Source organism: Bacillus sp. FJAT-52991 (assembly GCF_037201805.1).
In the GTDB taxonomy this organism is placed as follows: Bacteria; Bacillota; Bacilli; order Bacillales; family Domibacillaceae; genus Bacillus_CE; species Bacillus_CE kandeliae.
The window spans coordinates 1,015,569-1,042,277 of sequence record NZ_CP147404.1; the positions used below are offsets into that span (position 1 = coordinate 1,015,569).

At 40.5% G+C, this 26,709-nt stretch carries 25 protein-coding genes and 1 riboswitch; of the genes, 22 read left to right on the forward strand and 3 right to left on the reverse strand.

Features of this window, described 5'->3' with window-relative positions; translation table 11 throughout:
• Positions 1 to 15 precede the first annotated feature (15 nt).
• The 5 genes from WDJ61_RS05310 to WDJ61_RS05330 all read left to right on the forward strand — a co-directional run bounded on the left by WDJ61_RS05310 (position 16) and on the right by WDJ61_RS05330 (position 5,438).
• Positions 16 to 876, forward strand: a complete 861-nt coding sequence (locus WDJ61_RS05310) for a branched-chain amino acid ABC transporter permease (protein WP_338753636.1) — start codon at positions 16 to 18, stop codon at positions 874 to 876.
• A gap of 5 nt (positions 877 to 881) precedes the next feature.
• The gene (locus tag WDJ61_RS05315) at positions 882 to 1,886 is read left to right on the forward strand and encodes a branched-chain amino acid ABC transporter permease (protein WP_338753637.1); all 1,005 of its coding nucleotides are present in this window, start codon (positions 882 to 884) and stop codon (positions 1,884 to 1,886) included.
• 216 nt (positions 1,887 to 2,102) lie between these two features.
• Positions 2,103 to 2,999, forward strand: coding sequence for an alpha/beta hydrolase (locus WDJ61_RS05320; RefSeq protein WP_338753638.1), 897 nt, complete (start codon positions 2,103 to 2,105; stop codon positions 2,997 to 2,999).
• Between the two features lie 10 nt (positions 3,000 to 3,009).
• On the forward strand, positions 3,010 to 3,750 hold the full coding sequence (gene fabG / locus WDJ61_RS05325; RefSeq protein ID WP_338753640.1) for a 3-oxoacyl-ACP reductase FabG: 741 nt from the start codon (positions 3,010 to 3,012) through the stop codon (positions 3,748 to 3,750).
• A 173-nt stretch (positions 3,751 to 3,923) separates the two neighbouring features.
• Positions 3,924 to 5,438, forward strand: a complete 1,515-nt coding sequence (locus tag WDJ61_RS05330; protein ID WP_338753641.1) for a long-chain fatty acid--CoA ligase — start codon at positions 3,924 to 3,926, stop codon at positions 5,436 to 5,438.
• Between the two features lie 73 nt (positions 5,439 to 5,511).
• Here WDJ61_RS05330 and WDJ61_RS05335 read toward each other — a convergent pair whose 3' ends face one another.
• Positions 5,512 to 5,646, reverse strand: coding sequence for a YpzI family protein (locus tag WDJ61_RS05335; protein ID WP_338753642.1), 135 nt, complete (start codon positions 5,644 to 5,646; stop codon positions 5,512 to 5,514).
• 105 nt (positions 5,647 to 5,751) lie between these two features.
• Between WDJ61_RS05335 and WDJ61_RS05340 the strand changes: the two genes are divergently transcribed.
• The 8 genes from WDJ61_RS05340 (at position 5,752) to WDJ61_RS05375 (ending at position 16,850) form a co-directional block, all read left to right on the forward strand.
• Entirely contained in the window at positions 5,752 to 5,931 is a 180-nt protein-coding gene (locus WDJ61_RS05340; protein WP_338753644.1) for a YjzC family protein, read from the forward strand.
• A 19-nt stretch (positions 5,932 to 5,950) separates the two neighbouring features.
• Positions 5,951 to 6,115, forward strand: coding sequence for a small, acid-soluble spore protein K (locus WDJ61_RS05345; protein WP_338753645.1), 165 nt, complete (start codon positions 5,951 to 5,953; stop codon positions 6,113 to 6,115).
• Between the two features lie 194 nt (positions 6,116 to 6,309).
• The gene (locus WDJ61_RS05350; protein WP_338753646.1) at positions 6,310 to 6,759 is read left to right on the forward strand and encodes a hypothetical protein; all 450 of its coding nucleotides are present in this window, start codon (positions 6,310 to 6,312) and stop codon (positions 6,757 to 6,759) included.
• 219 nt (positions 6,760 to 6,978) lie between these two features.
• Positions 6,979 to 11,547: a glutamate synthase large subunit gene (gene gltB, locus WDJ61_RS05355; protein ID WP_338753647.1), complete on the forward strand. Its 4,569-nt coding sequence runs from the start codon at positions 6,979 to 6,981 to the stop codon at positions 11,545 to 11,547.
• 22 nt (positions 11,548 to 11,569) lie between these two features.
• The gene (gltD, locus tag WDJ61_RS05360; protein WP_338753648.1) at positions 11,570 to 13,054 is read left to right on the forward strand and encodes a glutamate synthase small subunit; all 1,485 of its coding nucleotides are present in this window, start codon (positions 11,570 to 11,572) and stop codon (positions 13,052 to 13,054) included.
• Between the two features lie 19 nt (positions 13,055 to 13,073).
• Complete coding sequence (gene glnA, locus WDJ61_RS05365) at positions 13,074 to 14,408, forward strand: type I glutamate--ammonia ligase (protein ID WP_338753649.1); 1,335 nt, start codon at positions 13,074 to 13,076, stop codon at positions 14,406 to 14,408.
• A 53-nt stretch (positions 14,409 to 14,461) separates the two neighbouring features.
• Positions 14,462 to 16,297: an asparagine synthase (glutamine-hydrolyzing) gene (gene asnB / locus WDJ61_RS05370; RefSeq protein WP_338753651.1), complete on the forward strand. Its 1,836-nt coding sequence runs from the start codon at positions 14,462 to 14,464 to the stop codon at positions 16,295 to 16,297.
• A gap of 232 nt (positions 16,298 to 16,529) precedes the next feature.
• Complete coding sequence (locus WDJ61_RS05375) at positions 16,530 to 16,850, forward strand: hypothetical protein (protein ID WP_338753652.1); 321 nt, start codon at positions 16,530 to 16,532, stop codon at positions 16,848 to 16,850.
• Positions 16,851 to 17,161: 311 nt separating this feature from the next.
• On the opposite strand, the gene WDJ61_RS05380 is transcribed toward WDJ61_RS05375, so the two are convergent.
• A complete protein-coding gene (locus WDJ61_RS05380) occupies positions 17,162 to 18,382 on the reverse strand; it encodes an IS110 family transposase (RefSeq protein WP_338751673.1) in 1,221 nt (406 codons plus the stop codon).
• A gap of 427 nt (positions 18,383 to 18,809) precedes the next feature.
• On the opposite strand from WDJ61_RS05380, the gene WDJ61_RS05385 reads away from it, so the two are divergent.
• The 5 genes from WDJ61_RS05385 (at position 18,810) to WDJ61_RS05405 (ending at position 23,539) form a co-directional block, all read left to right on the forward strand.
• Complete coding sequence (locus tag WDJ61_RS05385; RefSeq protein WP_338753653.1) at positions 18,810 to 19,955, forward strand: acyl-CoA dehydrogenase family protein; 1,146 nt, start codon at positions 18,810 to 18,812, stop codon at positions 19,953 to 19,955.
• An 18-nt stretch (positions 19,956 to 19,973) separates the two neighbouring features.
• Positions 19,974 to 21,125 (forward strand): thiolase family protein, encoded by a 1,152-nt coding sequence (locus tag WDJ61_RS05390; RefSeq protein ID WP_338753654.1) that lies wholly within the window; start codon positions 19,974 to 19,976, stop codon positions 21,123 to 21,125.
• Between the two features lie 35 nt (positions 21,126 to 21,160).
• A complete protein-coding gene (locus WDJ61_RS05395) occupies positions 21,161 to 21,931 on the forward strand; it encodes a 3-hydroxyacyl-CoA dehydrogenase (RefSeq protein ID WP_338753655.1) in 771 nt (256 codons plus the stop codon).
• A 219-nt stretch (positions 21,932 to 22,150) separates the two neighbouring features.
• Positions 22,151 to 22,432, forward strand: a complete 282-nt coding sequence (locus WDJ61_RS05400; protein WP_338753656.1) for an AbrB/MazE/SpoVT family DNA-binding domain-containing protein — start codon at positions 22,151 to 22,153, stop codon at positions 22,430 to 22,432.
• Positions 22,433 to 22,503: 71 nt separating this feature from the next.
• A riboswitch (cyclic di-GMP riboswitch) is annotated at positions 22,504 to 22,590 on the forward strand.
• A gap of 46 nt (positions 22,591 to 22,636) precedes the next feature.
• Positions 22,637 to 23,539: an amidase gene (locus WDJ61_RS05405; protein ID WP_338753658.1), complete on the forward strand. Its 903-nt coding sequence runs from the start codon at positions 22,637 to 22,639 to the stop codon at positions 23,537 to 23,539.
• Between the two features lie 182 nt (positions 23,540 to 23,721).
• Here WDJ61_RS05405 and WDJ61_RS05410 read toward each other — a convergent pair whose 3' ends face one another.
• A complete protein-coding gene (locus tag WDJ61_RS05410) occupies positions 23,722 to 23,808 on the reverse strand; it encodes a YjcZ family sporulation protein (RefSeq protein WP_338754723.1) in 87 nt (28 codons plus the stop codon).
• A gap of 191 nt (positions 23,809 to 23,999) precedes the next feature.
• On the opposite strand from WDJ61_RS05410, the gene WDJ61_RS05415 reads away from it, so the two are divergent.
• The 4 genes from WDJ61_RS05415 to WDJ61_RS05430 are packed head-to-tail and all read left to right on the forward strand — an operon-like array spanning position 24,000 to position 26,674.
• Positions 24,000 to 24,380, forward strand: coding sequence for a GntR family transcriptional regulator (locus WDJ61_RS05415; protein WP_338753659.1), 381 nt, complete (start codon positions 24,000 to 24,002; stop codon positions 24,378 to 24,380).
• Positions 24,377 to 25,261 (forward strand): ABC transporter ATP-binding protein, encoded by an 885-nt coding sequence (locus tag WDJ61_RS05420; RefSeq protein WP_338753660.1) that lies wholly within the window; start codon positions 24,377 to 24,379, stop codon positions 25,259 to 25,261. The genes WDJ61_RS05415 and WDJ61_RS05420 overlap by 4 nt, the downstream gene beginning before the upstream one ends.
• The gene (locus WDJ61_RS05425; protein WP_338753661.1) at positions 25,248 to 25,994 is read left to right on the forward strand and encodes a hypothetical protein; all 747 of its coding nucleotides are present in this window, start codon (positions 25,248 to 25,250) and stop codon (positions 25,992 to 25,994) included. Before WDJ61_RS05420 ends, WDJ61_RS05425 begins: the two co-directional genes overlap by 14 nt.
• Positions 25,991 to 26,674 (forward strand): hypothetical protein, encoded by a 684-nt coding sequence (locus WDJ61_RS05430; protein ID WP_338753662.1) that lies wholly within the window; start codon positions 25,991 to 25,993, stop codon positions 26,672 to 26,674. Before WDJ61_RS05425 ends, WDJ61_RS05430 begins: the two co-directional genes overlap by 4 nt.
• Positions 26,675 to 26,709 lie beyond the last annotated feature (35 nt).

Sequence of the window (26,709 nt, forward strand, 5' to 3'; positions counted from 1 at the left end):
AGGGAGGCTGTTTCCGTGGATGTGTTCATGAACCTTGTGTTAAATGGATTAGCGACTGGGATGCTCGTCTTTTTATTAGCTGCAGGGTTAACGCTGATCTTTGGATTAATGGATGTGTTGAATTTTGCTCACGGTGGCTTGTTTGCTTGGGGGGCTTATAGTGGAGTTTGGTTTTACTCTATAACAGGAAGTTTTTTTATCGGAATTATTGGAGCTGTGATTATCGGTTGTTTATTAGGGTTAGTGATGGAAAAGTGGATTATCAAGCCAGTTTATGGGAATCATGTGCAGCAAATTTTAATTACACTTGGTCTTATGCTCGTATTATCTGAAATGCTCAAAGTCGTTTGGGGCCCGAATCAAATTTCAGCGGCACCTCCCGATTATTTAACGGGAAGCTGGGAAGTGGCTGGGGTTACCGTGATTAAGTATCGTGCGTTTATTATTCTAATTGGCTTTCTTGTTTTTTTTCTCGTTCAATATGTATTGAAAAATACAAAAATTGGTCTTGTTGTTCGAGCAGGAGTGATGGATAAGGAAATGGTCCAAGCACTTGGGATCAATATTCAAAAGGTGTTTATGCTTGTGTTTATGGTTGGTGCAGGAATGGCGGCGCTTGGCGGTGTTTTGTTTGGACCTTATTCTGGAGTGATTCATGCAGGAATGGGAATGGAATTTGCAATTCTTGCTTTTATTGTGGTGGTCATAGGTGGAATGGGAAGCTTTAGTGGTTCGTTATTTGCAGCGATTTTAGTCGGTTTGTCAGGCTCTTTGATGGCTTATTATGTACCGGATTTAGCGTTAGCGGCCAATATGTTGTTAATGGCGATCGTATTAGTGTTTCGACCGCAAGGCTTATTTGGAGCGAAGGGGTGAAAAATGTGACTTGGTATCAACAGAACAAACTGACGGTGCTGTATTCGATCATTGCAGCTTTTCTCCTTTTGTTGCCGTTTATTTATGATTCGCGAAGTATGCTAATTTTGTTCACACAGATCTTTATTTTTGCTATTTTTGCGATGAGTTATGATATTCTTCTGGGCTATACCGGTATTGTCTCTTTTGGTCATGCGATGTTTTTTGGGATTGGTGCTTACACGATGGGGATTTTTATGAAGCAATTTGAACCGACGCCTGTTTATTTTCTACTAGCGATGCTCATGACGCTCCTTCTTACTGGATTATTAAGTTATATTGTTGGTTTATTAACCTTGCGATTGAAAAGTCATTTCTATGCGATGCTTACTTTATCCCTTTCTGGTTTATTTTTAGTGCTAGCTGAAAAGTGGCGGACGTTGACATTTGGGAATGATGGATTTACGTTCCGTGTGCCGGATTTCGCCAAGGATCGTACGGACTTTTATCTCATTTGTTTAGTCACTATGATAGTTGTGTTTGTATTGTTGCAACGTTTTACTCACTCGCCATTAGGAAAAGTATGGCAAGCGATTCGTGAGAACGAGCAACGAACGGAATCACTCGGTTATCAAGTGCTTCATTATAAAATCATTGCATCGGTTGTAGCTGGGGTAATTGCAGGTTTAGCAGGAAGTTTATACTCGGTGTCGCTGCGGTTTGTTAATACAAGTGTGTTTGCCATGGATGTGACGCTTGATGCGTTGTTAATGACGATCATTGGTGGCGTGGGGACACTAGTTGGAGCCATTATCGGGGCTGGACTGATTGAATTTGCTCATCATTGGTTAACAGAGCTGGCGAAAGTACATTGGATTTTCGAACGGTGGATTATCTTCTTCGGGATCATTTATATTTTAGCAGTTATGTTTTTTCCTCAAGGTATCGTGGGAACATTTGCGAAACTGAGAAACAAGCAGAAGAATAATACACAAGAAGTGCTTCAAGAGAAAAAAGATATAGCTAGCTAGAGAAATGAGAATCGTTAAAAGCGTTATGTAGCTTCTCTAAACGACAATTAATGGAAAATAGATAGTGGAATAAGCAGGAATTTTTGTTTATGTCGTGGAAGAAAGGGAAAAGTGAGAGTAAATTCCTAGCCTTTGGTTAATTAACAAGCACCCAATCATTTTATTTAACTGGAGAGGGGTGTAAAAACAATTCAATGGGGGAAAAGGGGAATAAACATGACGACTGTTGCATTAAATAAAGTAACATTAGCTAATGGAGAAACGTTATCGTATCGAGAACGTGAAGGTGGAAACGAACCGTTATTGTTAATTCATGGGAATATGACTTCTTCTAAACATTGGGATGTGCTCATTGATCGTTTGGACAAGCAGTATAAGGTGTATGCCGTTGACTTACGTGGCTTTGGAGGATCGACTTATCATGAACCCATCCAGTCAATTAAAGATTTTTCTAATGATGTGAAACAATTTGTGGATGCAATCGCGTTGAAAGATTTCTCAATTATCGGCTGGTCAACAGGTGGTGCCGTCGCCATGCAGTTTGTTGCTGATTATTCGGGGGTGTGTGATAAACTTATATTATTGGCCTCTGCTTCAACTAGAGGTTATCCATTTTTTGGATCAACTGAAGAGGGACTACCGGATATGTCGAATCGTTTGAAAACATATGAAGAGGTAAAAGCTGATCCAGCAAAGACAATCATGATTCAAACGGCTTACCAAATGAATAATCGAGAGCTGCTTAAAGGGATTTGGAATATGTTAATTTATACAGAGAAGCAACCTCAGCCTGCCCTATTTGAAGAATATATAGACGATATGTTCACTCAGCGGAATTTAGCTGAAGTATACCACGCATTAAATACATTTAATATTAGTGACAATCATAATGGAGCGGTAGATGGAACGAATCAAGCAAAGGATATTACTATTCCTGTTTTAGTGCTGCGTGGAGATCGAGATTTTGTTGTTACGGCGGAAATGACAGAAGAAATTATAGATGATTTAGGTGATCAGGTTGAATTTAATGAATTAACCAATTGTGGCCACTCTCCGCTTATTGATGATCTGGAGCAATTAACTTCAGAAATTACTAAATTTTTAGAGAAATGAGGAAAGAAGAATGAGGTTAAAAGAAAAAGTTGCTATTATTACAGGAGCAGCTAATGGGATCGGTCTTGCGGCGGCGGAGCTTTTTGCAAAAGAGGGGGCAAAGGTTGTTATAGCTGATTTTGATGAGGAGCTGGGGACAAAACGGGTTCAGGAATTGACTGAGAAAGGCTATGATGTTGCCTTCTCAAAGGTCAATGTGGTGGATCGGGATAGCGTAGATGCGATGGTCAAGCTGACAATAGACCGCTACGGTCATGTTGATATTTTAGTAAATAACGCTGGTATTACTCGCGATGGAATGCTTTGGAAGCTGTCAGCGGAGGATTTTCAAAGGGTGCTGGATGTTAATTTAAAAGGTGTGTTCAATTGTACTCAATCAGTGATCCCTCATATGATTTCACAAGGAAGTGGAAGGGTCATTAACACATCATCTGTCTCAGGTGTATATGGAAATGTTGGACAGACGAACTATGCAGCAGCTAAAGCGGGTGTGGTCGGTATGACGAAATCATGGGCGAAGGAACTTGGACGGAAAGGAATCAATGTCAATGCGGTAGCTCCTGGTTTTGTTGAAACATCTATGGTAGCTACTGTACCTGAAAAAATTTTAGACCAGTTAAAGACAACCATTCCACTCGGCCGTTTAGGAAGTCCAAAGGATGTGGCCAATGCCTATCTGTTTCTTGCTTCTGATGAATCTAATTATGTGAACGGAATTACGCTTCATGTTGACGGTGGAATTATGATGTAAAAATATGTTCAAAAAACAGAGGAGAAATCCTCTGTTTTTTTGTTTCACATTCACAGGCAGTAAGACTTTGCTGATTGAAGGTTGTAACTATGTTGTAACTCCTAAACGGTATGATCAATGCATCATAGGATGAAAAATGGCTGATATTTATATTGGAAGTGAGGAGGAGTAATGTGAAATGGGAATTGGACTGGCTGGAAAATAGGGTAAGGTTAACACCATGGAAGACAGCAGTGATTCATGCGGGATCGAATCAACAATGGAATTATCAACAAATCAATCACCGGGCGAAAATCTTGGTTCATTTTTTATTAGAGCAAAAGGTTGGAAAAGGAGATCGTGTCGCCTTGATCTCTCCTAATCATATAAGTTATTTTGATTTAATGTTTGCTTGTGCCAAAATAGGGGCGATCTTTGTCCCGATTAATTGGCGTTTATCTATCCAAGAAATGAATTATATTTTAGCAGATTGTTCACCAAAGTTAGTGGGCTACCATGACCAATTTAAAGAGATGATTGACACGCTTTCATTTCATCAAGATCGTTACTTTTGCGTTTCATCACCTGAATATGAAATAGGAATGAGCGATGAAAACGAGCCACTTCTGTTGTCTGTTTCGATCGAACAGGAAGATCCATGGATGATGATTTATACAGGTGGAACAACAGGAAAGCCAAAAGGGGTTATCTTATCCCATCGTGCTATTTTATGGAACGGATTGAACACGATCGTTAGCTGGAGTTTAACAGCGAATGATACGACACTCACGTATTTGCCAATGTTTCATACAGGGGGACTGAATGCCTTAACGACACCATTACTGATGATTGGTGGCACAGTGGTCATTGGAAATCAGTTTGATCCGCTTGAGGCAATCGAAGCGTTAAATCAATATCATTGTACTATTGCGCTATTTGTTCCAACGATGTATCAAATGATGATTCAAGAGAAAGCATTTGTTGAAAGCTCATTTCCATCGATGAAGGTGTTTCTATCTGGAGGAGCTCCTTGCCCATTAAGCGTGTACGAAGCATTTATAAAAAAAGGAATAGCTTTCAAAGAAGGATATGGATTGACTGAAGCGGGACCGAATAACTTTTATATTGACCCAGAAGAAGCAAAAACGCATCGTGGTTCAGTAGGGAAGTCGATGCTATTTAATCAGATCAAGCTGTTAAAAGAAGATGGAACTGAAGCAGCTGTAGGTGAGGTTGGGGAGCTGTTGATTCAAGGAAAGCATACGTTTTCTGCTTATTGGAATAATCAAGCGGCGACGGCTGAAGTGCTACAAAATAACTGGCTACACACTGGGGATTTGGCGAGGGTTAATAAAGCAGGCTATTGCTTTATTGTTGGTCGAAAGAAAGAAATGATCATTTCAGGTGGAGAAAATATTTATCCACTTGAGGTGGAGCAATGCCTTTTACAATTCCCTCATATTGAAGAAGCGGCTGTAATCGGATTACCAGATGATATGTGGGGAGAGAAAGTCGTTGCTTTCATCGTCACAACGAATCAGCGATCCGTTCCTTCAGCAGACCTTCAGCAACATTGTCAACAAGCCCTTGCAAAATATAAAATTCCTAAACAATTTATTTTCATTGAAGAGCTTCCGAAAACGCATGTCGGAAAAATCGATAAGAAGATGTTAGTGGAGATTGGAAAGGGATCTTTAGAAATCAAATGAATTTGTTACTGATAGTTAAGCCTTCTTTTTTCATAAAACGGGGAAGCTCAGTGAACTTCTCCGTTTGTTCTTATTATTCATTAATACTTTTTCCTGCTTCTCCTTCTTTTTCAAAACGAGTTGCCCCTCCATAATGCAAAGCTTGGTCTCGGTCTGATTCCACTTGTTTTTTATTTTTAAGCTTTTTTTCTTGTCGATCTTTTCCCATGTTGATCACCTCCATTTTTAACCTTTCCTGTATAGATGATTTCATACATCTAATTCATTTATTTCGGACATGCTAAAAGAGCAACCTTGAAAAGGAGTGAATGGTGTGGGGCAAAATCATCTCTTTAAGCCTGGTCAGAAGGCACCAAACAATGGAGCCTATGTAGAGATTGGTGAAACAGGAAGTACAGTAAACGATCCAAAGAAAGTCAAGCTTGAAGCAGGCGATAGGTTTCCTGCAACAACAAACCGCGATCGTGTTTGGATGTACCAGCGTAAACCTTAATGGATGTGGAGGAGAGTATATGAGAAATAAAGCGAAGGATTTTCCAATCAAAGGAATGAAAGGGGAAGCGGGAGAAGCAAAAGCTAAGTCAAAAAATGCTTCCCAACGTCCTAATGGTACGATTAATACTGATCCACAAGATCGCATGATGGCGGCCAATCAAACGACTGAAGAAGAGACTTAAATAAAGCAGAAGGAGCTTGCAGGTTAGAGTAGCAAGTTCCTTTTTTTGTTAAGGATTATGCTATACTAAATGAAAGACATTGTTAAGGGAAAAGGGTCGGTCTTCAATTTTCTGACAATATGCTGTTAGTTTGTGAGTGTTTTGAAGTAATAGATGTGAAGCAATAAAGTGGGTACAGATGAGGAGGAGGAATATTGCCAGAATGGATGATACTTTTGCTTGCTATGCCTGTGGTGGGGGTGATTGTGTACACATCACTTGACCGTTTGATGGGAAGGCTTGATTCAAAAGTGGAGATGAAAACGGTGGTAGCTGAGTTAAATCAAGTGAAAGAATGCGGCCATTGTGGACGTTTAAGTCGCAATTATCAACGAGAGCTTGCTCGCTATGATTTTTTGTTAAAAGGAAAGTCGTTAGAGCAAACAGGTATCGCTCCTGCTGTTGAACCATGTCCCCATTGTAAGCAAGAAGCCACTTTCCATTCCATTCCTAACATCCTTCCGTTTCATAAGCATCATTTAGATTGTTTACCTTTAGAAGTGACAGAGTATGCTGAGCACCAAAGGCAGATAGAGGAATGTGAGCGGCTTTTGTATGCAAGTAAAGTAAATGAATCTTTTAACAGGCGGTTAGTAGAAAGGTAAATAGGTGATCAATAAACCTCATGTGCATATGGGGTTTATTTTTTTGTAGTTGTAATTAGAGGGTGCTTTGGAATAAGTGCTCAATTATTCTCAAAAGCAGATTGATTTCATGCAAACAATATATTGTTCAGATTGACTGTGATGGCATACAATGTGTAACAAGAAGAAAAGTTGGAATTTTCTTAAAAAATCCGCGGTTATTTTAGAAAGGGTGATACGATGAAATCGAGCAAATTTCCACTAAAACAGGGGCTTTATGACCCGACCTTTGAACATGATGCTTGCGGTATTGGATTCGTTGCAAATATAAAAGGGAAGCCTTCTCGTGAAATTGTTAAGCAAGCAACAGTGATGCTTTGTCGACTTGAGCATCGTGGCGGACAGGGGAGCGATCCGCAAACTGGAGATGGAGCAGGAATTATGGTGCAGTTACCGCATCAATTTTTTCGATTAACTTGTTCAAAATTTCACATACCTGAAGTTGGTAATTACGGAGTAGGAATGCTGTTTTTGCCACAAGAGGTTGAACGTCGGATGAAATGTGAAGCATTGTTTAATCAGATTATTGAGGAAGAAGGGCAAGAGCTATTAGGTTGGCGGACCGTTCCAGTAGATGATACGAACATTGGTGAAACAGGCAGGGAAAGTCAGCCATTCATTCGCCAAGTATTCATTGGAAAATCTGATGGAATCATGGATGAATCATCGTTTGAACGCAAGCTTTACGTGATTCGCAAGCGAGTAGAGCTCGTCATTGAAGAAAATCGTCTTGCTGGGGAAGAAATTTTTTATGTAGCTAGCCTTTCAACTAGAACCATTGTATATAAAGGGATGCTGACACCTGATCAGCTAGATACGTATTATCTTGATTTACAACATCCTTCTTTTAAATCGGCAATGGCACTCGTTCATTCTCGCTTCAGTACGAATACTTTTCCGAGTTGGGAACGAGCACATCCGAATCGATATATGATTCATAATGGTGAAATCAATACACTGAAGGGCAATGTCAATTGGATGAAGGCTCGTGAACAACTATTAACATCAGATTTGCTTGGTAGAGATATGAAAAAAATAGTCCCAATCATTGATACAAACGGCAGTGATTCATCGATGTTTGATAATTGCTTGGAGTTTTTAACTTTATCAGGCCGCTCGTTGCCTCATGCTGCGATGATGATGATTCCAGAGCCGTGGGATAAAAATTCACTAATGGATGATTCCTTACGAGCTTTTTATGAGTATCATAGTTATTTCATGGAGCCTTGGGATGGACCAGCGGCGATTGCTTTTACGGATGGACGGAAAATTGGGGCGATGCTTGATCGTAATGGTTTACGTCCGGCCAGGTATTATGTAACGACCGATGATACGATTATTTTTTCATCAGAAGTGGGCGTGTTAGATGTCCCTGTGGATAAAGTACAGAGAAAAGGGAGACTGAGTCCAGGAGAAATGTTGCTAGTTGACTTAATCGAGGGACGCATCATTCCGAATGAAGAAGTGAAAAGTCAAATGGCTAACGAGAAACCATATCAACAGTGGTTAAAGCAAGGAGTCATCTCGATTGATCCATTGTTTCAAGAAGATCAAACGAACAATTCCAATCTACTGCCAATAGTGACGTATCAAAAAGCATTCGGCTATACGTACGAGGAGTTGATGAAGCAATTAGCACCAATGGTGACAGAGGGAAAAGAGCCGATCGGTTCGATGGGGAATGATACGCCACTTGCGGTACTTTCGAATAAACCTCAGCTTTTATACAATTATTTCAAACAACAGTTTGCTCAAGTGACGAACCCACCAATTGATGCGATCCGTGAAGCCTTTGTCACTTCGACAATAACGATGCTAGGGGCGGAAGGGAACTTGCTTCATCCAGATGAAAGCAGTTGTCGGCGCATTCGCCTAGAGACACCCATTTGTTCGGATGATCAGTTAGCGAGCATTCGTCATCAAGAATTTCAAATTCAAACGTTCTCAATGTTGTTTGAAGCGGAAGATGGGGAACGGGCATTAGAAACAGCATTACAACAATTATTTCATTCCGTAGATCAGGCCATTGAAGCTGGGGTGAGTTTAATTATTTTATCTGACCGTAAGATGAATGAAGAATTAGCCGCCATTCCCGCTTTATTAGCTGTGAGTGGTCTGCATCATCATCTCGTTCGTCAAGGAACCCGAACGAAGGTTAGCATTATAGTAGAAACTGGCGAAGCGCGTGACATTCATCAATTTTGTATGCTGATTGGCTATGGAGCGGATGCGATTAACCCCTATCTTGCCATTGCTAGTATCAATGAGATGATTGTGAATGAGCAGATCAAACACCTCTCTTATGCGGAAGCTGTTGAAAAATATATTCAAGCAGCAACAAGCGGCATTGTAAAAGTGATGTCCAAAATGGGGATTTCCACCATTCAAAGCTATCGAGGGGCGCAAATTTTTGAGGCGATCGGCATTGGTCAAATGGTGATTGATCGATACTTCACTGGAACAGCTTCGCAAATTGGGGGCATCTCTCTAGAAACGATTGCCAAAGAAACATTGATGCGTCATCGTCAAGCATTCTACTCTCAAGATCAATCGCTAGAATCAGGGAGCGACTTTCAATGGAGACAAGACGGAGAATTTCATGCTTTTCGTCCAACAACGATTCACACCCTCCAGCAAGCTTGTCGAACGAATAATTACGAGTTGTATAAAAAATATGCGGAAATGGCGAATGAAGAGCAGCTGATCTTTCTGCGAGGATTGTTCGGCTTTAAAGAGACCCAGGCGATTCCAATTGAGGAAGTGGAATCTGTCGAAGCGATTTGCCGCCGCTTTAAAACTGGTGCGATGTCATACGGCTCATTAAGTCAAGAGGCTCATGAAACATTGGCAATTGCGATGAATCGCATTGGAGGAAAGAGTAATAGTGGCGAAGGAGGAGAACATCCGGATCGCTATTCACCAGATGAAAAGGGGGATTTACGCCGCAGTGCTATTAAACAAGTAGCTTCTGGCCGTTTCGGAGTATCGAGCCATTATTTAGTGAATGCGACTGAAATTCAAATTAAAATGGCACAAGGAGCAAAGCCGGGAGAAGGGGGACAGTTACCAGGAGAAAAAGTGTATCCGTGGATTGCGGAAGTACGTGGTTCAACTCCGGGTGTAGGTTTAATTTCACCACCTCCACATCATGATATTTACTCGATTGAAGATCTCGCTCAATTGATCCATGATTTGAAAAATGCCAATCCAGCCGCAAGAATTAGCGTGAAGCTTGTAGCGAAAGCTGGTGTGGGGACAATTGCCGCTGGGGTCGCTAAAGGGCTTGCGGATGTTATTTTAATTAGCGGTTATGAAGGTGGAACAGGTGCCTCGCCAAGAACAAGTATTAAGCATGCAGGCATTCCGTGGGAGCTTGGACTTGCCGAAGTGCATCAAACTTTGATGTTAAATGATCTTCGGAGTCGAGTTGTTTTAGAATCGGATGGTAAACTGATGACCGGACGTGATGTTGTCATGGCGACTTTACTAGGAGCGGAAGAATACGGTTTTGCGACAGCCCCACTTGTCGTATTAGGCTGTGTGCTTATGCGAGTTTGTCATCTAAATACTTGCCCTGTTGGCGTAGCGACGCAAAATCCTGAACTGCGTAAAAAATTCATGGGTACCGCTGAACACGTCGAGAATTTTATGAGATTTATCGCTCAAGACGTCCGAGAAATAATGGCTTCATTAGGCTTTCGAACAATCGATGAAATGGTCGGCCGGACAGAAACACTTGTCATAAATGAAAAGGTCAAAGCTCAGTGGAAAGCCAAGGAATTAGATCTTTCCTCGCTTCTTTATCAACAGAATCTTCAAAGAGAAGTCGGAATGTTCTTTCAACAATCACAGAATCATCGCTTAGATCAATCACTCGATGAAACGGAGATTTTATCGGTTTGTCAGCCAGCTCTTGAAAGAAAGCAATCCGTCCAAGCAAGCTTTTCGATTCAAAATGTTCATCGGACAGTCGGGACGATTTTAGGGAGTGAAATAACGAAACGGTATGGTCAGGAAGGGCTTGCTGAAGATACCATCCAGTTAGCATTCACTGGATCTGCGGGTCAAAGTTTTGCTTCGTTTTTACCAAAGGGAGTGACGATGGCCCTTCAAGGAGATGCCAACGATTATGTCGGCAAAGGGTTGTCTGGCGGAAAAATCATAGTTTATCCATCTGATCAATCAACTTATCTTCCTGAAGAAAATAGCCTTATCGGCAATGTCGCTTTTTACGGAGCAACCGCTGGAGAAGCTTACATTCACGGTCTTGCAGGTGAGCGTTTCTGTGTAAGAAATAGCGGTGTGCATGCAGTCGTTGAAGGCATTGGCGATCATGGCTGTGAGTATATGACAGGAGGACGTGTCGTAGTGCTTGGAGCAGTCGGGAAAAATTTTGCGGCAGGCATGTCTGGTGGAATGGCGTATGTGTTTACTCAAGGGAAAGAAGAGTTCCAACAGCGTTGTAACCAGCAAATGGTGAGCTTAGAGTCATTGGAGACAACGACTGATCAAGAAGAAGTCAAACAAATGATTGTTCGTCATTACGAGTATACGAATAGTTCTCGTGCTCGATACATTCTTGATCATTGGGTGGAGCTTTTGCCGCAATGGGTAAAGGTGATTCCGAAAGAGTATAAGCAGATGGTGGAATCGATTGAGCAAATGCAACAAGCAGGGCTTTCTTTACAAGAAGCGAAACTCTATGCTTTTACCGAAAAATCTCAATTGAAGAACTTGGAGCATGCCTAACTAGAAAGGAAGTGATAGACGTATGGGAAAGCCTACAGGGTTTATCGAATATCAGCGGGAAGTGCCACAAGAGCGAAATCCCCTAGATCGAATCAATGATTGGAAGGAGTATCAACAATCTTTATGTGACGATCAATATCAAATCCAAGGGGCTAGATGCATGGGTTGTGGGACGCCGTTTTGTCATACAGGTGTTCAAATGGCAGGGATGGCGATGGGCTGCCCCTTATACAATTTGATTCCAGAGTGGAATGAGCTCATCTATCGTGGTCGCTGGCAGGAAGCACTGGAACGTTTGTTGAAAACAAATAATTTTCCTGAATTTACTGGAAGAGTATGCCCAGCTCCATGTGAGGGGTCATGTACGGTAGCGATTCATGATTCAGCGGTAGCGATTAAGTCAATCGAGCGTGCCATCATTGATAAAGGCTTTGCTGAAAGGTGGATCGTACCAAAGCCGCCGAAAACAAGAACAGGCAAAAAAGTAGCGATTGTTGGCTCAGGGCCAGCTGGACTCGCTAGTGCCGATCAATTAAATAAAGCGGGGCATCTTGTCACCGTTTTTGAACGAGCTGATCGCATTGGCGGTTTGCTCACTTACGGGATTCCTAATATGAAACTAGAGAAGAGCATTGTTGAGCGGCGCGTGCAGTTATTACAAGCGGAAGGAATCACGTTTGTCACCAATACGGAAATAGGAAAGGATATTTCTCCTCAACAGCTACGTGCTGAATTTGATGCGGTGATCCTTTGCACGGGCGCCCAAAAGCATCGAAATGTAACCATTGAAGGACGAGAGTTAAACGGTATTCACTTTGCGATGGATTATTTAACACTCAATACGAAAAGCTTATTAGATTCCAATTTTGAAAATGGACAGTTTATTTCAGCGAAAGGACAGGATGTCATTGTCATTGGAGGGGGAGATACAGGGGCGGATTGTGTGGCTACTGCTTTAAGGCAAGGCTGTAAAAGCATCGTTCAGTTTGGGAAGCACCCGCAGCTTCCAACAGAAAGAAGTAAGAATAACCCGTGGCCACAGTATCCTCAAGTGTTCTCGCTTGATTATGCCTATGCAGAAGCTGCTGCTCAAACGGGCAAAGACCCGCGTGAATATTGCTTATTATCGAAGAAGTTTATTGGAGATGATAATGGCCAGGTGAAAGAGCTTCATACCGTGCAAATGGAAAAAACGATCGGCGAAGATGGCTGCGTCGTGTTTCATGAGATTCCTGGAACAGAGAAGGTATGGCCAGCCCAGCTCGTATTAATTGCAGCTGGCTTTAGCGGACCAGAACAAGAAGTGATTCACTCATTTGACCTCCATCAAAATGAACGAGGATGTGTAGACGCACCATTTGGAATATATACGACCAATGTGGAGGGCGTGTTTGCTGCGGGAGATGTACGCAGAGGGCAAAGTTTAATTGTTTGGGCGATTAACGAAGGACGTGGGGTAGCTCGTGAATGTGATCGTTATTTAATGGGAGCGACATTTTTACCGTAAAAAGAAGGGAGCTAATCAAATGGCTAAATATAATAAAGAAGAGGTTGTTCGTTTAGTTGAAGAGGAGAATGTGAAATTTATTCGCCTTCAGTTTACAGACATTTTAGGGACGATCAAAAACGTGGAGATCCCTTCATCTCAGCTTGAAAAGGCATTAAGCAATAAGATGATGTTTGACGGGTCTTCGATTGAGGGCTTTGTGAGAATTGAAGAATCTGATATGTATTTGTATCCCGACTTAGACACATTTGTTATTTTTCCATGGACAGCTGAAAAAGGGAAAGTCGCTCGCTTTATTTGTGATATTTACCATCCGAATGGTCAGCCATTTGAAGGTGATCCTCGCAGAAACTTAAAACGACTGTTGAAAGAAATGACGGATTTAGGTTTTACAGAATTCAACTTAGGGCCAGAGCCGGAATTTTTCCTTTTTAAGTTAAATGAAAAAGGGGAGCCGACACTCGAGTTAAATGATCAAGGTGGTTATTTTGATTTAGCCCCGACCGATTTAGGGGAGAATTGCCGTCGCGATATTGTGTTGGAATTAGAAGAAATGGGCTTTGAGGTTGAGGCTTCTCATCATGAAGTAGCCCCTGGCCAGCATGAGATTGATTTTAAATATACAGATGCGGTCAAAGCTTGTGATGATATTCAAATATTTAAGCTAGTGGTGAAAACAATTGCCCGTAAGCATGGCCTGCACGCGACATTTATGCCAAAACCATTGTTTGGTGTAAACGGTTCAGGGATGCATTGTAATCTTTCCCTGTTCAAAAATGGTGAAAATGCTTTTTATGATGCAAATGGTGAATTGGAATTAAGCGGAACGGCCCGCCAATTCATTGCGGGAATTATCAAACATGCACCGAGTTTTACCGCAGTTACGAATCCAACGGTTAACTCTTACAAACGGTTAGTTCCAGGCTATGAGGCTCCATGTTATGTGGCTTGGTCAGCGAGAAATAGAAGTCCGCTCATTCGAATTCCAGCTTCTAGAGGGTTAAGCACTCGTGTCGAGGTTCGTAGTGTCGATCCGGCCGCCAATTCATATTTAGCGATGGCTGTCCTTCTTGCAGCTGGTTTAGATGGCATCAAAAATCAACTCACGCCACCTAAATCAGTCGATCAAAATATTTACGTCATGACGAAGGAGGAACGAGTGGCGAATGGCATTGTCGATTTACCAGCGACATTAGCCGAAGCATTGAATCAATTAAAAGCAAATGAAGTGATTGTTGATTCGTTAGGCGCTCATTTATTTGAACATTTCATCGAAGCAAAACAAATCGAATGGGATATGTTCCGTACACAAGTTCATCCTTGGGAACGGGAACAGTATTTGACTCAATATTAATATCAATTCAGGGCGCAGGCGAAAAAAATCCTAATTAGAGAAGGTGAATGCTTGTGTGTGGAATAACAGGATGGATTGATTGGGATCAAGATGTAACGAAACAAGTATCCATTGTAGAGAAAATGGTTGCCTCATTAGTTAAAAGGGGACCCGATGCCTCAAATATTTGGAGTACCTATCATGCAGCACTAGGTCATACGCGGTTAATTGTCGTTGATCCTGCTGGTGGGATTCAACCGATGGAGAAAAATGGATACACTCTAGTTTATAATGGTGAGCTTTATAATACGGAAGAATTGCGCAACGAGTTGTTGAAAAAAGGGTATTCCTTTCGCTCTCATTCCGATACGGAAGTGTTATTGACCGCTTATATCGAATGGAAAGAAAAATGTGTTGACTATTTTAATGGAATTTTTGCTTTTGCTATTTGGGATCATCAACGTGAGCGATTGTTTATGGCGAGAGATCGGCTTGGCGTCAAGCCTTTGTTTTATAGTGAAAAAGGTCGCTCTTTCTTATTTGCATCGGAACTGAAAGCCTTGTTAACTCATCCGGAAGTGAAAAGTGAGGTAGGACGGGAAGGGTGGCAAGAAGTGTTAGGATTAGGACCTTCCCGAACTCCTGGGCAAGGTGTGTTTCGAGGAATTCAAGAACTACGCCCGGCCCATGCTTTATCTTATGATCGTCAAGGAGTGCGTATTTGGCGATACTGGAATGTGGAAAGCAAGAAGCATGAACATTCGTTGCAGGAAACAATTGAGCGTGTGAGATTTCTCGTGCAAGATGCGGTGGAGCGACAATTGGTGGCTGATATGCCTGTTTGTACATTTTTATCAGGTGGAGTGGATTCGAGTGCGATTAGTGCGATTGCTTCCAGTTATTTTGCTAAAACCGGTCGTGGCTCGTTACACACGTATTCGATCGATTATGAGCAAAACCGACAGTTTTTTCAGGTGACTGCTTTTCAACCGGATGAAGATGCCCCTTGGATCGAACGCATGAAACAATATGTAGGATCTATTCATCAGTCAGCTGTGATTGATAATGAACAGCTTGTGGAAAGGTTGAAGGATGCTACGATTATGAGAGATTTGCCAGGAATGGCAGATGTAGATTCATCGTTGTTATGGTTTTGTGAATGGATTAAGAAGGATTTTACCGTGGCGTTGTCAGGTGAATGTGCTGATGAGATATTTGGCGGTTATCCTTGGTTTTATAAAGAAGAAATGTTGAATGAAGGAGCTTTTCCATGGATGAGATCGCTAGACGAGAGAGAACAGCTGCTGTTACCACACTGGCGAACAAAACTCGACCTGAAGGGATATGTCCAAGAGCGATACAAGGAAACAGTGAAGGAAACCCCGCGATTGGATGGAGAAAGCCTTATGGAAGCTAAGCGTCGGGAAATGTTTTATCTCAATATGATTTGGTTTATGACGACGTTGCTTGAACGAAAAGACCGCATGAGCATGGGAGCAAGCTTAGAAGTTCGCGTTCCTTTTGCCGATCATCGGCTCGTTGAATACGTCTGGAATATTCCTTGGGAAATAAAAATGTTGCACGGTCGCGAAAAAGGGCTGTTGCGCCGTGCTTTAGAAGGGGTGCTTCCAGATGATGTCCTTTATCGCAAGAAAAGTCCTTATCCGAAAACCCATCATCCTGAATACACCAAAAGGGTAAAGCAACAATTAACAACGATCATTGAAAACAAATCATCTCCTATACTTGAACTACTTTCAAAGCAGAAAATCAAAGAGATCATCGATACAAATGCTTCATTACTCAAAAACCCATGGTTCGGCCAGCTTATGACTGGTCCTCAACTCATTGCCCACCTCATTCAAATCAACCATTGGCTCAAATATTACAACATTAATATTATTGATTAAATCAGAAAAAAACTTGGGAATCGATTCGTCATTTACTCATTTTTTATGATGCGAGAGTCGTCGTTGGAGAGGCAAGTCCCATTCAGAAATTAAAACAAAGACTGCAGCAATTTCTTCATCAGAAGCCGCACTTACTAAACCGTTTTTTTGATAATACAAGTTATATGAAAAAAGGAGTCGGCGTGTTTGGTCAATTTTTAACAGAGTCGATTGTCAAAAGGACGTTAAAAATATGAGATTTGAACAAATTATTCATTGGATGAAGCAACTAAACGGAAAGGCAAACTCCGCCCTTTATGCGCCTTTGCTTAAGCAAAATAATAGTGAACATATCGCCTTTATACGGAATCTGGAAAAAGAGATGGAAAGAGAAAATACTTTATTTACGCCTTTAGAGGACTGTTGTTCTTATTATGGGATTGACATTCACGAGCGCCATCATGCGTTAGGCGATGCAAAAATGACCGCACAATTATGGACTCGATCTGTGAAAAAACTCCAAGAATTAGGCTTTCAAACATTGTTCGATGTGTATCAGGGCTGCAGGAAATAAAAAGGATGTGCCCCAAAAGTCTGCGTCGCCAATTTTTGAGATGATACTTCTTATTTGAAAATGCTATTAAATTAGTTTTTTGCACCTGTCGCTTGGCTTTCGGTGCAGAAGGGGCCGGCTCAACTATTTATGAGACGGCCCCTTCTTACCTCTAGTCAAGTAGTTTTAGATGAATTTTATTTAGTTAGATGAATTTGTTTCTGTAGGAAGGGGTACCCCTTCCTACAGAAACAAATTTGCGCATACCAAAAAGACCTAACGAAATTTCGTTTTTTTCGAAAGGTCAAATATGTTATAGTAGGACTAACCAATTACGAACAGGTTGAGGCTGTTTCGTAGTCATAAGTGATATGGTGTGTGATCAGGTGAAATGCCACTTTCAAAAACTTGTTCACACAGGCAATCGACGCAACTTTATGGGGCTTTCCTTGAGGTTGCGTTTTTAATTTGTCATAGTAATCCACCAAATGATTTCCACCGAATCGACGTAATGTAATCATGGTCTGAACCATATAAAACAAGATTTTTCGTAGCTTGTTGTTTCCTCGTTTATTGATCTTATCTTTGTAATAGGTATTTCCTGATTGATAACGCATCACATCAATACCAACATAGGCATTTAACTGCTTGTGGTTCTTGAAACGGCGAATATCCCCAAGCTCTCCAATCAGACGAACAGCTGTCGCTTCTCCGATACCGGGAAATGAAATCAGTACGTTGTATTCGGTTCTTTCCTTTGAGAGCTCGACCATTTGTTTCACAAGCCCTTCTTTCTTTTCTTTTAAATCAGAGATCCTTTTCGCATAGTCACGTACTTGTTCACAACGCACATCCTCTTTTGAAATGGCTGGATACGAATCTTTCGCAGCTTCTAGTAAAGCGAGTCCTTTCGCTTCTGCTCGCGAAAGAGATAGATTCTTCCTTGTATTTGCTTTTAGCCGATTACGAATGATGGTTTTGGAACAAGTGAGTACCTCATCTGGATGCGGATAGAGCTGCACAATATTGAGAAAAAGGGCCGAGCGTGTTGAAAATATGATTTCTAATTCTGGAAAACTGAGTTGTAGAATGGCATGCAGGCGACTGAAAAGATGAGTGATTTCACGATCTAGTTCATCATAATAACGTGTGAGTGATCGCATTTGTTTATAATAGCCTTCTTCTTGATAAGTAGCTGTACGCTCTACTTTAAAATGTGATTTTGCCAGTTCATGTGCATCGCTTTTGTCTGTTTTTTGTCGACGCATCGATGCCATTTGAAGATTCGCTTCAAGAGGGTTCACTCGATGGTAGATATAACCTTCTGTTTGGAAAAAGCGTTCTAATGATGCGGAATAAACACCTGTCGCTTCAAATACAATCTCTGGTGCTTGTCCATCCTGTTTTGTTAATGTTTGGAGTTTTTCGTTCAAAGCTTCAAATGAGGGTTTGGTATGAAGAATTTCTCCTTCAAATTCACATTGACGATATTGGTTATAAATCACCATCGTACTTTTCCCCATACTCACATCAAGAGCGACTACATGTTGCATATTCATTTCTCCTTCTTAGCCAATCATAGAAGTCTTCACAGGGCCTTATCGATTCCCTTTTCTTATACACGATCTCTACGGATCCAACATACTAAACTGATTCACATAAGGGTGTGAAGTTGGTCGGTTTTTGAAACGGACTCGATTTGGTCCCAGGGGCCGTTCGACCTTTCTTCACTTCTACTATAAAAAAATAGTAGCACAAACCTTGGCCTTGGTTTGTGCTACTAATGTTAGTATGTTTTTGCGTTGAAAACAGACACTTACCTGTGCAAAAGTGTCCGATATTTGCACAGATGAGTGTCCATACAGGTGAATTCTTCACGAGAAGAGGTTGGCACGATACTTGCAATTAATAAAGTAGCTAGGTAGAAAAGTGATGAATATTTTGAGTGCCTGTTCATTTTAAAGTTAGGAGGAAAACAAGATGAATCATCGATATCTTACGGAAGAACATCAAATTTTACGAGAATCTTTTCGGAAGTTTTTAAAGAAGGAAGCGGAGCCTCATTTTGACGAGTGGGAGAAAAATCGCCTCATTCCTCGCGAATTTTGGACAAAGCTAGGGGAGCAAGGTTTTTTATGCCCAGCTGTTGATGAAAAATATGGGGGAATGAATGCTGATTTTGGCTATTCTGTCGTGATCACGGAAGAGCTAGAGCGGATAGGTACGAGCTTAGTAGGCGTTGGGTTACATAATGATATCGTCGTACCTTATATTGAGTCTTACGGAAATGACGAGCAAAAGGCCCGTTGGCTACCGAAGTGTGTAACAGGGGAATATATTACGGCTATTGCCATGACCGAGCCTGGGGCTGGTTCTGATTTAGCTAATATTAAAACGACGGCTGTACGTGATGGCGATCATTATATTATTAATGGGGAAAAAACCTTTATCACCAATGGAATACATTCTGATTTAATCATTTTGGCTTGTAAAACGGATACGTCGGTACAGCCAGGGTATAAGGGGATTAGTTTAATCGCTGTTGAGCGCGACACACCAGGTTTTAAAAGAGGAAAAAAATTAGAGAAGGTCGGACAGTGGGGACAAGACACAGCCGAATTAATTTTTGAGGATGCTAAAGTACCTGTTAGCAATTTGCTTGGTGAAGAGGGAAAAGGATTTTATTACATGATGAATAAACTTCAGCAAGAGCGCCTCATCGTCACAATTGAAGCTATTGTAAGTGCCGAAGAGATGCTAGCGCTTACGATTGATTATGTGAAGAGCAGAAAGGCATTTGGTAAGTCGATTAGCCAATTTCAAAATACTCAATTTAAAATTGCGGAAATGGCAACAGAAATTCAAATCGGGCGTACATTCATTGACGATTTAATCGTCAACCATATGGAAGGAAAAGAAGTGGTTAATCAGGTTTCGATGGCGAAATGGTGGACGACGGATATGGCGAAGCGGGTGGCAACTGAGTGTATGCAGCTACATGGAGGATATGGCTACATGGAGGAATATCCAATTGCTCGCAGATACCGTGATATACCAGTTCTGGCGATTTACGCGGGAACGAATGAAATTATGAAGCAAATTATTGCCAAAAATTTAGAACTATAAAAAGGGGCGTGTAGGTAGATGAGAGAAGTAGTGATTGTTGAAGGTGTTCGTTCGGCAGTAGGCAGACGTAAAGGAGCGTTTAGCAACACTCGTCCAGACGATCTAGCTGCAGAAGTGTTAAAAGGATTAGTCTCTCGAGCAGGAATCTCAGCGGATATGGTAGAGGATGTCATCTTCGGTTGTGTGTCCCAAGTGGGTGAACAATCCGTTAATATCGCAAGGCTAGCTTCGCTAATGGCTGATTTTCCAATCAGTGTTCCAGGAACAACGATTGATCGTCAATGTGGATCAAGTCAGCAAGCGGTTCATTTTGCCGCTCAAGCAATAGCATCAGGGGATATGGATATTGTGATTGCTGGCGGAGTAGAGAGTATGACGCGCGTACCGATGTTTTCTAATCGGCTAGATGCTGAATGGAGCGAACAGCTCACTTCTAAACATGAAATTATTCATCAAGGCTTGTCAGCCGAAAGAATAGCTGATCAATGGGGATTCAGCCGTGAGATGTTAGATGAGTTTTCTTATAATAGTCATCAAAAAGCGCTGCAAGCTCAAGCTGAAGGAAGATTTAACAAAGAGATTTTGCCGATTGAGGCAACGCTTGAGGATGGATCTAAAGTGCTCGTTAGTGAAGATGAAGGGCCTAGAAAAGAGACAACAATTGAAAGATTACAAAGTTTAAAGCCCGTCTTTAAAGAAGGTGGAAAGGTTCACGCAGGAAATGCAAGTCAAATGAGTGATGGAGCAGCCGCCTTGTTGATCATGTCTCGAGAAAAAGCGGATGAGTTACAGTTAACACCTCGTTTTCGAATTGTTGCCCGTACTGTTATCGGTTCTGATCCAACATTGATGTTGACGGGACCGATTGATGCAACGGAGAAAGCTTTAAAGAAAGCTGGATTAACGATTGACGATATCGATTTATATGAAGTGAATGAGGCTTTCGCTTCTGTACCACTTGCTTGGCTAGCTGATACCGGGGCTAATCCAGAAAAATTGAATGTTAACGGTGGAGCGATTGCGTTAGGACATCCCCTTGGTGCAACAGGGGCAAAATTGATGATTACGTTGATGAATGAATTAGAACGAACAAATGGTCGTTACGGCTTGCAAGCTGTGTGTGAAGGGCATGGCATGGCTAATGCAACGATTATTGAGCGGATCGATTAATTTTTTATTTAATAAAGAACCGAGGAGGAATGAAGGTGGAGTTGAATCAAAGTGTGGCTGTTGTAACGGGTGGAGCTTCAGGATTAGGAGAAGCGACGGTCAAACATGTCGTTGAACATGGTGGGAAGGCTGTTATTTTAGATATGAATGAAGCGAATGGGGCTGCTCTTGTGGAACAGCTTGGACATGAGCATGTGATATTTGTAAAAGCGGATGTAACGAATGAGGAAGAGATCACACACGCGCTAGACCAAGCGATTGAAGCGTTTGGAAAAGTTAATCTAGTTGTTAATTGTGCCGGGATTGGTACCCCAAAGAAAGTGCTATCAAAAGGGAAGGCTACTAGTTTAAGTGAGTACAATAAAGTTATTCAGGTGAATCTAGTGGGTACGTTTAATGTGATTCGTTTAGCGGCAGAGCGGATGGTCTCTAATGAGGTGAATGAGAAGGGAGAACGGGGAGTCATTATTTCTACAGCATCAGTAGCAGCGTTTGAAGGTCAAATTGGTCAAGCGGCTTATAGTGCCTCTAAAGGTGGTGTCGTGGCTATGACATTACCAATTGCTAGAGAATTAGCGAAAGACGGCATCCGAGTAATGGCGATCGCACCAGGGTTATTCGAGACACCAATGTTTAACACATTACCAGAAGCGGCGCGAGTAGCACTTGGAGCGATGACTCCTTTCCCATCCAGGCTTGGTCGACCACAAGAATATGCTCAATTAGTGCAAGCGATCGTGGAAAATTCGATGTTAAATGGAGAGGTGATTCGGCTAGACGGAGCGATTCGAATGCAACCGAAATAAAGGAATAGAACAGTTTTATCAAAGGGCTGACATCCATAAGGAAACCCAGTATATAAAGCGACTTACACTCTTTATATACTGGATTCCGTGGTCAGCTCCTTTTCTTTTGAAATTGATTTCATGATCATAAATTTTCTTCTATATCAATTTCTTTTTATTTACATTTGTAGTAGAAAATATGATATAATTTCCGTAATGAATGTAAAGGGGGGACGAGAAGTGAAGTCAACCGGAATTGTTCGAAAAGTAGATCAACTTGGGAGAATTGTTGTTCCGAAAGAATTACGAAAAAATTTATCGATTGATATAAAAGATGCCATGGAAATTTTTGTAGATGAGGATAAAATCATTTTAAGAAAATACAAGGCTGAACAGGCTTGTATTATTACAGGTGAAGTGACATCTGAAAATATTAGTCTATTTAATGGGAAAATCCACTTAAGTCCAAATGGGGTAGAACTATTAAAGAAAGAATTAGAACAAATTAGTGACAAGTCATAGGAATACGCGAAATGAAGCTCGTATATTTTGGCTGTACCTATAAAAAATTTCTTATGTATGTCGATATTAAGAGTATAAAAAGGCAAACTTGATGAAAGTCAAGGACGCAAAGCTACGGACCTAAGCAGCTTCAGCTGTATGGCCGCCGGGCTGCTAATCTCCTTTTTGAAGTGAGATGGCGACTTTGATGAGGAGATGTTTAGTGTGAAGATGTTAAGAAAGTTTGTGTTCGTATTGATCGCTGTATTAATTTTAGAAAGTGCAGGTTTTGTGATGATCAAGCAAAATGTGGCTGCAAGCGAACAACCCACACCAAAAGCGACATGGCTATGGGATACAGCAGAGATTGTGTCTAATAAAGATCAGTTGCTGAATTTTATGAAACAAAATCAAGTGACAGATGTATATTTGCAAATAAATAAGGATATTCCTGCAAGTGCTTATAAAGCGTTTATTCAACAAGCAAGCGTCAATGATATAAAGGTACATGCACTTGATGGTGCACCATCGTGGGTGTCTAGTACAGGCCTTGCTTCTCAAAAAAAATTTTTTGATTGGGTACAAGATTACCAACTTCATGCCTTACCTGAGGAACAGTTTTCAGGCATTCATTTAGATGTGGAACCTTACTTATACGCAGGCTGGAAAAAAAAATATCAACAAACTGTCCAATCTTATCAATCATTGTTGCTTGAAGCGAATCAACGGGCTCAACAATTGGGGTTACCTTTAGCGGCGGATATTCCATTTTGGTTTGATAGTAGATTTTATGATAATCAATTTGGAAAAGGTAAACTGTCTGATTGGGTTATTGCTCATACAGATTCGGTGACAATCATGGCCTATCGTGATCAAGCACTAGGTTCAAATGGGATAGTGAAATTAGTTGAAGATGAGATCAATTACGCAGCATCGATAAACAAAAAAGTATCCATTGGTGTAGAAACACTAGCTTCTCAGGAGGGAGAATTTATCTCTTTCTATGAAGAAGGACAAGCAGCCATGTGGGAGCAATTGCAAATCGTCCAGTCTTCATACGAAAGCCTTCCTAGCTTTGATGGATTTTCTATTCATTCCTTACAAGGCTGGATGAATTTACAACCATAAATCTACATGAAAACACGACTTTATTGGTCGTGTTTTTTATTTTGTTTTATTGATATACGACAGGGGAATTTTCTTCAAAACAAGGCTAGGCTTCCCTCAGTTGAAGAAGCCTGGCACTTGTTGAGAAAGCCATAATTAATGGTGAAGGAACAACGAAGAATTTGGAGAATTGAACGATTTGCCTAGTATACGAAAGAAGCACCAATAATAATTAACAGAATGAACAAGACGACGATCAAAGCAAATCCACCGCCATAGCCGTAACCCATATTTTTCACCTCCTTGCTGAGAGGAATAATACATAGTATGAAATGTTAGTGAAAATGTTTAGACTTTCACATCTTGTCTACTGAGTAGAACGGTGTTTTTTTGTATTTGGATAATTATTGATTTATTTGGCAATAAGATGTATAGTACCTTACAACAGTAATGTACTGTGTTAGAGGATGGTGATAGAAACTTGATATTAGATGTAGATGGAATGAAACCAATTTATGTACAGATTGCTGAGTGTATCGAAGCAGAAATTTTAAATGGAAAGTTTAAAGCAGATCAAAAAGTATATTCCCAATATCAATTAGCGGAAATGTTTAATATTAATCCAGCAACAGCAGCTAAGGGGCTTAATTTATTGACGGATGAAAATATTTTATACAAAAAGCGCGGGCTTGGAATGTTTGTTTCAGCAACAGCAAAAGCAACGATTATCAATAAAAGAAAAAATCACACATTAAAGAGGTTAGTGTCGGACATTGTGAAGGAAGCAAAACAGCTCCATGTCAGTGAAGAAGAATTAATAGCCATGATTAAGGCAGTGAAGCATGAGGGGGGAGTAGAATGAATATAGTCCAATGTACGAATGTAACGAAAGCTTTTGGTCAATCAAAAGCTTTGAATAATTTGTCTTTTGAGATTGAAGAAAACAAGATTACTGGCTTAATTGGCCGAAACGGGGCAGGAAAAACGACCTTGTTAAAAATTATTTCTGGATTTATAAAGCAAACATCTGGAGAGATTCAAGTTTTTTCTGAACAGCCGTTTAACAGTCTTTTTGTATCAGCTAACTCTATTTTTATTGATGATCATATGAGCTTACCGCCAACATTAAATCTTGAAGAGATATTAACAGTAGCAGCCAATTTTTATGAACATTGGGATCAAGAATTAGCGAACCGATTAGTGGATTATTTTGTTTTTGACCGAAAACAACATCATGACAATCTTTCAAAGGGAAAGAAGCATACGTTTAATATGATACTTGGGTTATCGTCTCGCTGTGCATTAACGATTTTTGACGAGCCGGCAACAGGAATGGATGCTGCTGTGCGAAAAGACTTTTACCGAGCCTTATTGAAAGATTATTTAATCTATCCTCGTACCATTATTATATCAACTCATTACTTAGATGAGATTGAAGATTTATTGGAAGACGTTCTGCTAATTCATGCTGGCGAAAAATATTTTCATATACCGATGATTGACTTAAAAGAATGGGCTATTGGTGTCAGAGGCAAGACTGCAGATGTGATGGAATGGATAAAAGATAAAGAAGTGATTCATCAGCAAAGTATAAGTATTGATAGTCAGTATGCGGTGTTAAGAAATAAGGATATCCCTTCAAATTTGCCAGCGGGAATGACGGTTTCAGCAGTTCGTCCATCGGATGTATGTGTGTATTTGACAAATAACACAAAGGGAGGGATTGATGATGTCTTTAACTAATGTAACGTTAGGAAATGTAGTGAAAAAGCAATATGTATTTAAGTTGAAATCTTATATAGGTGCTTTAACTGCACTGATTTCTGTCCAGCTTTTGGCCATGTTTTTTTCCTTTAACGCTTCTAGCATGAGCTCGACAAGCAGAGAAGGACTTACTGTAAAGATTACTTACTATTCCGCTGATATTGTCGTTATATTCACTATCGTTTGGGCGTTTATTATCGCGAGCATTTTGCCAACAAAAGCTTATAGGAATGATGATTTTACATTTGTAACTAATCGGGTCAGCAGCCATATATCCAATATACTTATTTTATTCACGCTGAGCATGTTAGGAGGTATCACTGCTATTTCAGTGAGCTTTTTGTTAAGAGTGATCGCTTATTTTTTTACTGATATTCAATTTACAAATATTAATTATTTATTTCATGCACCGCATCATTTGTTAATAGGGGTCATTGCCGCTAGTCTTTATATGTTCTTATTTAGTGCATTAGGTTATTTTGCTGGCACGCTTGTTCAGCTAAGTCGTGCGTTTATTTTCTTATTGCCTATATTATATTTAGGTCCATTGTTAGTAGGCGCTACTAGCGGGAGAGATATGACTGCTATTTATCAATTTTTCTTTGGTGAATCATCAATCCTGCTGTTTGTAATAAAAGTTTTTATCACCGTTGCTCTGCTGTTTACTTGCTCGATAGCCTTATCGAATAGAATGGAGGTTCGGCAAGTATGAGTCCATTAGTCGTTGTTACACTTATTATTATATTTGTCGTTTTTGCTATTTTGGTGAAAATAATCAATAAATCAGGAAGGATTTTTTCTTACAATCGAGTAAAATGGCTGTTTGTAAGTTATCTCTTTGTGTTAGTGACTTCCATTGTTGTCTATACCTTTATTCCCTATGAAAATGCTAATGGAAAAGAAAGAGATGAAAATAATGTAAACTTAGTTGAAACCGCACTTGCTGGTAAAACGGACCAAATAACGGATTCCTATAAAAAGAAGGAATGGCTTTTTGAATATAAAGGGAATTGGATTGAATTAGAATTGCCTGATGATCAGTATTCAGAATTAACTATTGTCATTGAAAGAAAAGATAAAAATGATGGGAAAGTAGAAGCCACTCTTTATCACCCCAAGTCTTTTGCTAACGATATAGATATTACAGATCAGCTTGGTCTGATGGATCTTCATTTGAAGAAGGATACACTGACGCTGACTAAACCTCACGAAATACATTTAGAATTTACCCAATTTACAAAAGAATTCCCTATCACTCAGTTTACCGGAGAAAATTGGATAGATGATGGGCCGATTGCCATCAATCAAGGACTACTTTACTTACGTATTCCCAAGAACTTAAATATAGTTGAATCAACGGATGTATCAAATATTCATTATGTTGGTGAGTGATTAGTAGTTGGCGGGACCTCTCCCCTCTTTGTTGG